9 protein-coding genes are annotated in these 12127 nt (G+C 70.0%); 3 read left to right on the top strand and 6 right to left on the bottom strand.

What is annotated here, in order from left to right; all coding sequences use genetic code 11:
• Positions 1-22: 22 nt before the first annotated feature.
• The 5 genes from ASD23_RS12015 to ASD23_RS12035 form a co-directional block, all read right to left on the bottom strand.
• Positions 23-820, bottom strand: a complete 798-nt coding sequence (locus ASD23_RS12015) for an SURF1 family protein (protein ID WP_162248743.1) — start codon at positions 818-820, stop codon at positions 23-25.
• Between the two features lie 162 nt (positions 821-982).
• On the bottom strand, positions 983-2323 hold the full coding sequence (locus tag ASD23_RS12020; RefSeq protein WP_056010730.1) for a hypothetical protein: 1341 nt from the start codon (positions 2321-2323) through the stop codon (positions 983-985).
• Between the two features lie 155 nt (positions 2324-2478).
• On the bottom strand, positions 2479-4191 hold the full coding sequence (locus tag ASD23_RS12025) for a glycerol-3-phosphate dehydrogenase/oxidase (RefSeq protein ID WP_082571550.1): 1713 nt from the start codon (positions 4189-4191) through the stop codon (positions 2479-2481).
• 200 nt (positions 4192-4391) lie between these two features.
• Positions 4392-5516 carry a GuaB3 family IMP dehydrogenase-related protein gene (locus tag ASD23_RS12030; RefSeq protein ID WP_056010736.1) on the bottom strand — a complete coding sequence of 375 codons (1125 nt, stop codon included), beginning with the start codon at positions 5514-5516 and terminating at the stop codon, positions 4392-4394.
• Between the two features lie 56 nt (positions 5517-5572).
• On the bottom strand, positions 5573-7273 hold the full coding sequence (locus tag ASD23_RS12035) for an ABC-F family ATP-binding cassette domain-containing protein (RefSeq protein ID WP_056010740.1): 1701 nt from the start codon (positions 7271-7273) through the stop codon (positions 5573-5575).
• 127 nt (positions 7274-7400) lie between these two features.
• On the opposite strand from ASD23_RS12035, the gene ASD23_RS12040 reads away from it, so the two are divergent.
• Entirely contained in the window at positions 7401-8552 is a 1152-nt protein-coding gene (locus ASD23_RS12040) for a MalY/PatB family protein (protein ID WP_056010742.1), read from the top strand.
• A 67-nt stretch (positions 8553-8619) separates the two neighbouring features.
• Positions 8620-9072 (top strand): GNAT family N-acetyltransferase, encoded by a 453-nt coding sequence (locus tag ASD23_RS12045; RefSeq protein ID WP_056013112.1) that lies wholly within the window; start codon positions 8620-8622, stop codon positions 9070-9072.
• On the opposite strand, the gene guaB is transcribed toward ASD23_RS12045, so the two are convergent.
• The gene (gene guaB, locus ASD23_RS12050; protein WP_056010745.1) at positions 9069-10571 is read right to left on the bottom strand and encodes an IMP dehydrogenase; all 1503 of its coding nucleotides are present in this window, start codon (positions 10569-10571) and stop codon (positions 9069-9071) included. The two genes, ASD23_RS12045 and guaB, sit on opposite strands and share 4 nt — an antisense overlap.
• Before the next feature lie 402 nt (positions 10572-10973).
• Here guaB and ASD23_RS12055 point away from each other — a divergent pair, with 402 nt between their 5' ends.
• The gene (locus ASD23_RS12055) at positions 10974-12125 is read left to right on the top strand and encodes a branched-chain amino acid ABC transporter permease (protein WP_327019803.1); all 1152 of its coding nucleotides are present in this window, start codon (positions 10974-10976) and stop codon (positions 12123-12125) included.
• Positions 12126-12127: the final 2 nt, after the last annotated feature.

The following is a 12127-nucleotide window of genomic DNA, read 5'->3' on the forward strand; positions in this document are numbered from 1 at the left end:
CGCGGCGTCGAGCGCGGGATCGTCAGTCGTCGCCCGGCGCCCCTGCGGCGGGCGGGGCAGCGGATGCCTCGGCCGCCTCCTGCTCTTCGCGCTCGCGTTCGACGGCGTCGCGCACGAGCCGGTACCAGAGGTAGATCGCGAAGCCGGCGAAGACGGCCCACTCGATCGCGTAGAAGACGTTGAGCCAGTCGAGCTGCTGCTCCTGCTCGGGCGGCGGCGAGACGATCGCGTCGAGACCGGCTGGCGCCTCGGCCGCGGTGACGTAGCCGAAGTAGACGGGCCGGTCGTCGTAGTCGGCCCAGATGTTGATGAGTTGCGCCACGGCGACCGTCTGCATCGCGAACGGGTCGCCCTCGTCGTCGGGGGCGATCGGCGCCTCGCTCGGCAGGAAGCGGCCGACGATCGTGACGGGCTCGGTCGGGTCGATCGATCGTTCGAAGTCGTCGGCGGCCTCGCGCGCGGCCTGCTCATCGGCGGACCAGCCGAGCGCGACGGGCAGGCCCGCCGGGGTGCCGTCGGTCACCTCGAGGTGCACGACCGGCCAGAATCCGGCGACGCCCTCGTTCAGGCGGCCTTCGACGATGACGGTGTCGCCGGGCACGACGGTGCCGGTGACCTCGACGAGCTGGGCGGTCGCCGCCTGCGTCGTCGGTCCGTCGGGTTCCGCGATGCCCGCGAACGGCCGCACCTCCTCGGTCGGGCGTTCGACCACGACCGATGACTCGACGGCTCGCTCGAGCTGCCACTGGCCGAGCAGCGCGAACGCCGCGGCGATGCCGAGGGCGAGGAGCAGTGCGAGCACCCATCTCGGGCGCAGCATCATCTTGAGCATCAGTCGCCGGCCGCCGTCGAGGGCGTGATTCGGGGGCTGACGAGCATGCCCTCCAGTTTAGGCGTTGGGCCGGCACCGCCGTTCCACGCTCAGCGCGCCGAAGGGCTCCGCGCACTCGCGCGGAGCCCTTCAGGAGTGCTGGATCGCGGGTCAGCGGTCGCCGAGCAGCGCGCGACGGCGCACCGCCCGGAACGCCATCATGCCGAGTCCGAGCGTCAGGAGAGCACCGGCCGCGCCGAGGGCGCCATCCGTCTCGGGGCCGGTCGCAGCGAGCGCCGGCTTCGCCGGGGTGACCGGCGCGACCGCGACGGGCACGAAGTTGTAGCGCACACCGTTGAATGCCACCGTGGCGACCACCGACGGGGTGATCTCCTGCGCCAGAACACCGAAGGCGAGCACGTTCACGGTGCCGTTCGCCTCGATCGCCTCGATGAGGTCTCCGAGCAGCGCCGGAGTGTTCGCGGCGATCGCCGCGGTCGTGCCCGTGGCCGGGATCTCCTTGCTCGAGACCCACTGGTCGCCGAGGGCGAACGTGGTGGTGCCGGGTCCGGCACCGAACGCGGGTCGCAGCGTCGTGAAGATCGCCGACTCGCCGAAGGTGATGGGCACCTGGTAGAACACCTCACCGCTCACGACCTCGACGTCGGCCGACGTGATGAGCTGGGCGAGGTCGGCATCGGCGAGCGGAGTCGCGAGGCCGTTGATGATCTGGGAGTTGGCGCCGTTGCCGAAGCTGAGCCCGGTGTCGGTGATGCCGAACGCGGGCGTGGGGTTCGCGTAGCCCTCGTGCCAGCCCGTGTAGGTCGACTCGTCGGGGCGGATCTCGGCGGCCGTGACATCGACCGTCGAGGTGACCGGGATCGCCGTCACGGCACGCGTGAACAGGAACGTGTCCTCACCCCAGGTGATGGACTCGACGCCGCCCGGATCAGTGCTCTCGGCGAGGACGCCGAATCCCGAGTATCGGAGGTCGCCGTCGGCCTCGAGGCTCGCCAAGAGGGCCGCGAGTTCGACCGGCGCGTCGGCGATGACATCGCCGATGGTGCGGCTCGAGGTCCAGAGGTCGGTGAGTTGCGCGCTGTGCGGGCCGGTCTCGAACGGCGTCACCGGCCGAAGCGTTCCCCACCCTGCGGCGGTCGAGACCGCGACCTGCGAGTAGACGACGCCCTGCGTCACGCCGATCTCGGAGCCGTCGATGAGGGCGCCGAGCTCGGCGGAGGTCGTCGACAGTCCCGGCTCGCCGCTGTTGACGAGTCCGTTCAGGATCTGCGAGTTCGCTCCGTCACCGAAGAAGAGGCCGTTCCAGTGCAGCGAAAAGGCGGGGGTCGCGTTCGCATACCCTTCGTGCCATCCGAGATAGCTCGATTCATCGGGCGCGATGCTCGTCACGTGGGTCGTCGCCGCTGAAGCGGGCGCTGCCACGGCGAGTGCCGCTCCGGTGAAGACGAGAGCGAGAGCCGTGGCTCCCGCAACGCTGCTGGCTGGACGCATGACTGGTACTCCTCGAGGCGCATCGGACCGCACCCAGCCCTGGGCGCATACTGGGGAGTATAGGCCCGCAACCGGATGAACATGTCCGATTCGTTACCGAAACGTGTTCTGCGGTCGGAGCGCCGGGCCTCGCTCGTCCACCTTCACGATGCTCGCTAGTCGACCTTCACGATGTCGGGGGCCTCCAGCCGCACCCGGTCGGCCGACTCGTCGTCGGGCTGCTCCTGCGATGCCCGCTCTGCGGCGACCCGCTCGAGGTAGCGCTCCACCTCGAGGGTCTGGCGCGCGGCGTCCCAGCCGAGCGCCCCGGCCATGAGCCTCGCGGCGACGGGCGCTGCGGAGACACCGCGATCCCACGCCTCGATCGAGATGCGCGTGCGGCGGGCGAGCACGTCGTCGAGGTGCAGGGCGCCCTCGTGGGTGGCCGCGTAGACGACCTCCGCGCCGAGGTAGTCGTCGGCGCCCGGCAGCGGCTCGCCGAGCGACGGGTCCTCACGGATCAGGTCGAGCAGCTCGTCGGTCATCGTGCCGTAGCGGTTCAGCAGGTGCTCGATGCGCACCTCGTGCACGCCGAACGCCCGCGCGATCTTGCCGCGCTTGTTCCACGCCGCCTGGTATCCCTCGGCGCCGAGCAGCGGGATGTCCTGCGTCGTCGACTTCGGCACCTTGCCGTCGAGGGCGTCGGCGGCCGCGTCGATGGCGTCCTTCGCCATGACCCGGTACGTCGTCCACTTGCCGCCGGCGATGACGACGAGGCCCGGCACGGTGTGCGCGACGAGGTGCTCGCGCGAGAGCTTCGAGGTCTGGTCGCTCTCCCCGGCGAGCAGCGGCCGGAGGCCGGCGTAGACGCCCTCGACGTCCTCCCGCGTCAGCGGGATGCCGAGCACGGCGTTGACGTGCTCGAGCAGGTAGTCGATGTCGGCCGCGGTCGCCGCCGGATGGGCCTTGTCGAGGTTCCAGTCGGTGTCGGTGGTGCCGATCAGCCAGTGGCGGCCCCATGGAATGACGAACAGCACGCTCTTCTCCGTGCGGAAGATCATGCCCATCGCCGACTGGATGCGGTCGCGGGGCACGACGAGGTGCACGCCCTTCGAGGCGCGCACCTTGAACGTGCCGCGTTCGCCGACCATGCGCTGGGTGTCGTCGGTCCAGACGCCGGTCGCGTTCACGACCTGCTTCGCCCGGACCTCGAAGCGCTCGTCGGTCTCGAAGTCGTGCGCCTTCACGCCCACGACGCGCTCACCGACCTTGACGAAGCCCTCGACCTTGACCCGGCTCGCGACGTGGGCGCCGTAGAACGACGCGGTGCGGGCCAGGGAGGCCACGTAGCGGGCATCGTCGACCTGCGCGTCGTAGTACGTGAGACCGCCCACCAGCACGTCTTTCGAAAGCGACGGGATGGCCCGCAGCACCTGCCGCTTCGAGAGGTGTCGGTGGTGGGGCACGCCCGGAGGCCGGCCGCCCGTGTAGCTGAAGATGTCGTAGAGCATCATGCCCGCGCCCACGTAGCACCGCTCGATCAGGCGGGTCTTCAGCGGGTACAGGAACCGCACGGGCTTCACGAGGTGCGGGGCGATGCGCTGCAGCAGCAGGCCCCGCTCGATGAGCGCCTCGCGCACGAGTCGGAAGTCGAGCTGTTCGAGATAGCGGATGCCGCCGTGCACGAGCTTCGACGAACGGCTCGAGGTGCCCGACGCCCAGTCACGGGCTTCGAGGAGACCGGTCGAGAGACCTCGAGTGACCGCGTCGAGCGCGGATCCGGTGCCGACGATGCCGCCGCCCACCACGAGGATGTCGAGCTCTTTCTCCTTCAGCCGCGCGATCGCGGCCTTCCGTTCCTCAGGTCCGAGCTTGGTCGAACGCGTCACCGGCTTGAGTCTCGCCGACTTCTGAGTCGCCATCGTGCCACCCCATCCCCGCGGCCTCACGGCGAGCCGCGCGATCCGCTTCCCACGCTACCCGAAGCGTCTGCGGAATGAGCGAGGAGATCTGCTGATCGAGCGAGGAGATCTGCTGATCGAGCCCGTCGGAATCCGGATGCCGGTTTCGACGGGCCCGACCGCAGTCGTCAGGAGGACTGGTAGGGAGCGACGACCACGTCGACGCGCTGGAACTCCTTGAGGTCGGAGTATCCGGTGGTCGCCATCGAGCGCTTCAGCGCCCCGATGAGGTTCGTGACGCCGTCGGCCGACGGTGCCGGTCCGTACAGCACCTCTTCGAGCGGCGCGACCTGGCCGACGTGCACGCGCTGGCCGCGCGGCAGCTTCGGGTGGTGCGCCTCGGCGCCCCAGTGGTAGCCGCCGCCCGGAGCATCCGTCGCCCGTGCCAGGGCCGTGCCGAGCATCACTGCGTCGGCGCCGCACGCGATCGCCTTGACGATGTCGCCCGACTTCCCCACGCCGCCGTCGGCGATGACGTGCACGTAGCGGCCGCCCGACTCGTCGAGGTAGTCGCGGCGCGCGCCGGCGACGTCGGCGACGGCGGTGGCCATGGGTGCGTGGATGCCGAGGGTCGCACGCGTCGTCGACGCCGCTCCCCCGCCGAAACCGACGAGCACGCCGGCCGCCCCGGTGCGCATGAGGTGGAGCGCCGCGGTGTAGGTCGCAGCGCCGCCGACGATCACGGGCACGTCGAGCTCGTAGATGAACTTCTTGAGGTTCAGCGGCTCCTGGTTCTTCGAGACGTGCTCGGCGGAGACCGTGGTGCCACGGATGACGAAGAGGTCGACGCCGGCGGCGACGACGGTCTCGTAGAGCTCCTGTGTGCGCTGGGGCGAGAGCGCGCCGGCGACGGTGACCCCTGCCGCGCGGATCTCGGCGAGGCGCGCGGTGACGAGCTCGGGCTTGATCGGCTCGGAGTAGAGCTGCTGCATACGAGTCGTGGCGTTCTCAGGCGAGAGGCCCCGGATCTCGGCGAGCACGGGCTCGGGGTCCTCGTAGCGGGTCCAGAGGCCTTCGAGGTCGAGCACGCCGAGGCCGCCGAGCTGGCCCATCATGATCGCCGTCTGCGGCGAGACGACGGAGTCCATGGGTGCGGCGAGGAACGGGATGTCGAACTGGTAGGCGTCGATCGTCCACCCGACCGAGACGTCTTCGGGGTCGCGAGTGCGCCGGCTGGGCACGATCGCGATGTCATCGAATGCATAGACGCGCTGGCCCCGCTTGGAGCGGCCGATCTCGATCTCCTGGGTCACCACTCAACCCTACCCAACCCGGTCGCCCGGCAGCCGCTCGCGCTCCGGCGCCACCGTCAGCGGGCGCGCACCACCCGGGACTCGTCCCACACCGGGGCATCCGACTCGTAGACCTCGCCGTCGCTGCCGAAGACGAGGAAGCGGTCGAAGCCCCGTGTGAACCAGCGGTCGTGGGTGACCGCGAGCACCGTGCCCTCGAAGCGCGACAAGCCCTCTTCGAGCGCCTCCGCCGAGACGAGGTCGAGGTTGTCGGTGGGCTCGTCGAGCAGCAGCAGCGTCGCTCCGGAGAGCTCGAGCAGCAGGATCTGCAGGCGCGCCTGCTGGCCGCCCGAGAGCTGCTCGAAGTTCTGCAGCGCCGAGCCGGCGAGCCCGTAGCGGTCGAGCGCCGAGCTCGCGGCCTCCCTGGCCATCCCGTCGCGGTTCGCGTCGCCGCGATGCAGGACGTCGAGCAGGGTGCGGCCTCGGTACTCGGGGTGCTCGTGGTTCTGCGCGAACCACCCCGGCACGACGCGCGCGCCGAGCACCGCCCGGCCGGTGTGCGGCACGCGGGCGAGCGACTCCCCCACCGTCGTGATGTGGCCGAGCGTGCGGTCGGGCTCGGTTCCGCCGCCCGCGAGCAGGCGCAGGAAGTGGGACTTGCCCGAGCCGTTCGAGCCGAGCACGGCGACGCGGTCGCCGTACCAGACTTCGAGGTCGAAGGGCTTCATGAGCCCCGTGAGCTCGAGTCGCTCGCCGACGACGGCGCGCTTGCCGGTGCGGGAGCCACGCAGTCGCATCGACACGGCCTGCGCGGGCGGCCGCTCCTCGGGCGGTCCGGCCTCCTCGAACTTGCGCAGCCGCGTCACCGCGGCCTGGTAGCGCGAGGCCATGCCGTCGTTGTAGGTGGCCTTGACCTTGAGGGTGGCGACGAGGGTCTTCAACGCGACGTGCTGCTCGTCCCAGCGACGGCGCAGCTCATCGAGGCGCTCGAAGCGCTCGTCGCGCGCACGGTGGTACCCCTCGAAGCTTCCGCCGTGCACCCACGCCGTGTTGCCGGCAGCGCCGACCTCGAGCGTCACGATGCGGTCGGCGGCGCGCGCGAGCAGTTCGCGGTCGTGCGAGACGAGGAGCACCGTCTTCGACGTGGCGCGCAGCTGCGCCTCGAGCCACCGCTTGCCCGGCACGTCGAGCGAGTTGTCGGGCTCGTCGAGCAGCAACACCTGCTCGGGGCCGCGGAACAGCGCCTCGAGCGCGAGCCGCTTCTGCTCGCCGCCCGAGAGGGTCGAGAGCTCGCGCCACTTCGCGCGTTCGAACGGGATGCCGAGCGCAGCGATCGTGCAGTGGTCCCACACGACCTCCTGGTCGTAGCCGCCGGCCTCCGCGTACTCGGCGAGCGCGGTGGCGTACCGCATCTGCGCCGCCGTGTCGTCGAGTTCGATGAGCGCGGCCTCGGATGCCTCGAGCTCGATCGCCGCCGCACGGACACGGGTCGGCGCGACCGAGACGAGCAGCCCCTGCACCGTGGCATCAGTGCCCTCGATGGTTGCGCCCGTGCCGACGAACTGGTCCATGACGCCGAGCCCGCCGTCGACCTGCACGCTGCCCTCGTCGGCGCGGAGCTCGCCGCGGATGATGCGCAGCAGCGTCGACTTGCCTGCGCCGTTCGCGCCGATGAGCGCGGTCGTCGCGCCATCCGTCACCCGGAAGGCGAGGTCGGCGAGGAGCGGGCGCCCGTCGGCGAGCGAGAAGGAGACGCCGTTGACGTCGATGAAACCCATGGGAGATCCGTTCGGTCCGCGGCCGGGCCACCTCGCCCGGTTCCGCACCGCCCGATGGGCAGCCGACCAGACTAGCGTGCCGCGATTGCCACTGCCACCCGCAGCCGTTCTGCGGCAAGCTGGAATCATGCAACGCATCGCAGCAGAGCCGCTCGACGTCCTCCGCACGCGAACCAGTGCGAAGTGGCGCCTGTACGACGCCGATGTGCTTCCGCTGCCCGTCGCCGAGATGGACTACCCGCTCGCCGACCCCATCAAGACGGCCCTGCACGCGGCGGTCGACCGCTCCGACACGGGCTACTCGGCCGGGAGCCTCCCGGTCGCCGAGGCGTTCCAGGGGTTCGCGGCGACCCGCCTCGGGTGGGACGTCGACCCGACGCGGGTGACCTGCACCGCCGACGTCAGCATGGGCATCGTCGAGGTGCTGCGCCGGGTCACCGCACCGGGCGACGGAGTCGTCATCACCCCGCCGATCTACCCGCCCTTCTTCGATCTCGTGACCGAGGCGTCGGGCCGGGTCGTCGAGGTGCCGATGCTCGGCGGCATCGACGAGGGCTGGGCGCTCGACCTCGACGGCATCGACGCGGCGTTCGCGGCCGGCGCGCGGGCGATGGTGCTCTGCAACCCGCACAACCCGATCGGCCTGGTGCCGGCGGCCTCGCAGCTCGCCGCCCTCGCCGACATCGCCGCCCGTCACGGAGTCACGATCGTCTCCGACGAGGTGCACGGGCCGCTCGTGCAACCGGGAGTCGACTACACGCCGTTCCTCACGGTCTCGGACGCAGCTCGCGAGCACGGCGTCGCCGTGACCGCGGCCACGAAGGCGTTCAACATCGCGGGGCTGAAGGCGGCGCTCATCGTCACCGCGAGCGAGCGCGGCGACCGCGTGCGCACTGCGCTCCCCTACGAGGTCGAGTGGCGCATGAGCCAGTTCGGGTCGATCGCCTCCATCGCGGCGTTCCGCCACGGCGGGCCCTGGCTCGACGGCGTGCTCGCGAGCCTCGACGACAATCGACGCCTGCTCGCCGAACTCCTCGCCGACGAGCTTCCCGGTGTTCGCTACCGCATGCCCGATGCGACCTACCTCGCGTGGCTCGACCTCTCGGCGCTCGGCTGGGGCGATGACCCGGCGGCGTATGCACTCGAGCACGCGCGGGTGGCGCTCGGCATCGGTCCGACGTTCGGTGCGAGCGTCGGCCGCGGACACGCACGACTGAATTTCGCGTGCACCCCCGAGGTGCTCGGCGAAGCCGTCACGAGACTCGCCGACGCGCGCTGAGCGAACGCTGACCTCGGCTGAACGAAGGGATCGAACCGTGACGCGCGAACCGAACGCCGAGACCCGGATCCGGTTCGCGGAGCCGGACGACGCAGCCACCGCCGCCCGCCTGCAGGTCGAGTTCGCGGTCGAGTTCGACTCGCCGACGCCGAGCCGCGAGGTGTTGACCCCGCGCTTCCGCGACCTCATCGCCCACCCTGCGGCGTTCGTGCTGTTCGCGGGCGCACCGCCCGAGCCGCAGGGCTACGCGGTCGTCACGCTTCGCCCGACCGTGTATTGCGACGGGCCCCTCGCCGTGCTCGACGAGCTCTACGTCGCGCCGGGCCTGCGCGGCGGGGGCATCGGCACCGCACTGCTCCAGCACGCGATCACGGAAGTGCTCCGTCGAGGCGGCGGCGAGATGCACATCAACGTCGACGAGGACGACGTCGATGCCCGGCGATTCTACGAACGCCACGGATTCGTGAACGTCGAGCCGGGCACCGACTTCCGCATGCTCTGCTACATCCAGGAGCTCTAGCGGGTGTAGTTCGGCGCCTCGACGACGATCTGCACGTCGTGCGGGTGCGACTCCTTGAGCCCCGCCGGCGTGATGCGCACGAACCGGCCCTTGGTCTTCAGCTCGGCGATCGTGCGCGCGCCCACGTAGAACATCGACTGTCGGAGGCCGCCGATGAGCTGGTACGCGACGGCCGCCAGCGGCCCGCGATAGGGCACCTGGCCCTCGATCCCCTCGGGGATCAGCTTGTCGTCCGACGGGACATCCGCCTGGAAGTACCGGTCCTTCGAGTAGGAGGTCTTCTGTCCGCGGGTCTGCAGCGCGCCGAGCGAGCCCATGCCGCGGTAGGCCTTGAACTGCTTGCCGTTCTGGAAGACGAGCTCACCCGGGCTCTCGGCGGTGCCCGCGAGCAGCGAGCCGAGCATGACGGTGTCGGCGCCGGCGACGAGCGCCTTCGCGATGTCGCCCGAGTACTGCAGGCCGCCGTCGGCGATGAGCGGCACGCCGGCGGGCTTCGTGGCCTTGGACGCCTCGTAGACGGCCGTGATCTGGGGCACGCCGACACCCGCGACGACGCGCGTGGTGCAGATCGAGCCGGGACCCACGCCGACCTTCACGGCGTCGGCGCCCGCATCGACGAGCGCCTGTGCACCCTCGCGCGTCGCGACGTTGCCGCCGATGACGTCGATGTGGGCGAACGTCGGGTCGGTCTTCAGCCGGCGGATGATGTCGAGCACGCCGGCGGACTCGCCGTTCGCCGTGTCGACGACGAGCACGTCGACGCCGGCATCGCGGAGCGCCTCGGCGCGCTCCCATGCGTCCCCGAAGAAGCCCATCGCGGCGCCGACCCGGAGGCGGCCCTCGCTGTCCTTCGTCGCGTTCGGGTACTGCTCCGACTTGTCGAAGTCCTTGACCGTGATGAGGCCGGTGAGGTGGCCCTCGTCGTCGATGAGCGGCAGCTTCTCGACCTTGTGCTTCGCGAAGATCGCGAGCGCCTCATCGGGGTTCATGCCGACGCGGCCCGTGATGAGCGGCATCTTCGTCATGACGTCGGCCACCGTCGTGGTCGGCTTCTCGAAGTCGGAGACGAAGCGCATGTCGCGGTTCGAGATGATGCCGACGAGCTTGCCGTCGGTGTCGACGACCGGCAGGCCGCTGACACGGTACGTCGCGCAGAGGGCGTCGACATCGGCGACGGATGCCTCGGGCGTCGTCGTCACGGGATTGGAGACCATGCCCGACTCGCTGCGCTTGACCCGGTCGACCATATCGGCCTGGTCGGCGATCGAGAGGTTCCGGTGCAGGATGCCGATGCCGCCCTGACGGGCCATGGCGACGGCCATGCGGGCCTCGGTGACGGTGTCCATCGCGGCCGACAGGAGCGGCGTCGCGACGTTGATGCGGCGGGTGAGGCGCGAGGTCGTGTCGGCCTCGCTCGGGATCACGTCGGTGTGACCAGGCAGCAGGAGGACGTCGTCGTAGGTGAGTCCTGTGAGTCCGAACGGGTCGGCCTGGTCCATGTCGCTCCTTGTGTCGAGTTCTGCCCGAGATACCGCGCGCCGGTGGTCGGGCTCGCAGTATCAATGTTAAGCGAGTTTGCATCCCGGGCATTCCCGGATAACAATCGAACGCCGTTTGCCTCATGAGCGAAACACATGAGACATAATCGGCACGTACTGTCGACGACGTTGTCGACAGGTAAGGACCGAACCCCGAAGGCCACCAGCTGGAGGGGCGCCCTTGGAGGTGCAGTGAAACCCACACGAACGCTCGCCCATCGGTCTCCAGGGAGGTGGCTCGTTCTCCTCGGAATCCTCGTGTCCGCACTCACTCTGTCCGGCATCGCAGCGTCCCCTGCGATGGCGGAGGATGGGAGTACGGCCCAGGCTTCCGAAGAATTCGAGTACTTCTTCACGGGGAACGTGCAATTCGATCGCGAGCCGCTCGAAGGCGTCAAGATCTCAGTCGAAGGCGGTGGCTTCGAAGCCGACGCCGAGACCGACGTCGACGGCAAATGGCGCATCGGCGTGCCCGAGAAGGGCGAGTACAAGGTCTCCCTCGACGAGGACACCCTGCCCAAGGGCGTCGTCGTCGCCAAGGGCGACGCGACCGTCACCGCCGAGTTCGGGCTCACGAAGCTCAAGGCCGTGAACTTCTTCCTCGGCGAGGGCGAGCGCACGACCACGAACTTCGGCGCGCAGCTGCTCGAGCGAGTGATCAACGGCCTGAACTTCGGCCTGCTCCTCGCACTTGCGGCGATCGGCCTCTCGCTCATCTTCGGCACGACGGGCCTCTCGAACTTCGCCCACGCCGAGATGGTGACCTTCGGCGCCTTGATGGTGCTGAGCTTCGGCGTCGACCTGGCCTGGCCGATCTGGCTGGCCATCGCGATCGCCATCGTGCTGAGCGCCGCACTCGGCTGGACCCTCGACGCGGTGATCTGGAAACCGCTCCGCAAACGCGGCGTCGGGCTCATCCCGCTCATGATCGTGAGCATCGGTCTCTCGCTCGCGATCCGCTACACGTACCAGTTCTTCTACGGCGGAGCGACCCGGCAGCTGCCGGGTGCCACCGCCCCGAAGGAGCTGTCGTTCGGCGGGGTCCAGCTCTCCTGGATCGACGTGGGCAGCATGATCGTCTCGGTCGTGGTCCTCCTCGCCGTCGCCTACTTCCTCGTGAAGACCCGCATCGGCAAGGCCACCCGCGCCGTCGCCGACAACGCCAGCCTCGCCTCCGCGAGCGGCATCGACGTCGACCGCGTCATCCGCATCGTCTGGGTGCTCGGCGCAGCACTGGCCGGCCTCAGCGGCATCCTCTGGGCCTACTTCCGCCCCGGCGTCAGCTGGGACATGGGCTTCCAGATCCTGCTGCTGATCTTCGCCGCAGTCACCCTCGGCGGTCTCGGCACCGCCTTCGGCGCCCTCGTCGGCTCCCTCATCGTCGGTCTCTTCATCGAGATCTCGACGCTGTGGCTGCCGAGCGACCTGAAGTACGTGGGCGCGCTCGTCGTGCTGATCCTCGTGCTGTTGTTCCGACCGCAGGGCATCCTCGGTCGCCGCGAGAGAATCGGCTAAGG

It is taken from the genome of Agromyces sp. Root1464 (assembly GCF_001427265.1).
Lineage (GTDB): Bacteria > Actinomycetota > Actinomycetes > Actinomycetales > Microbacteriaceae > Agromyces > Agromyces fucosus.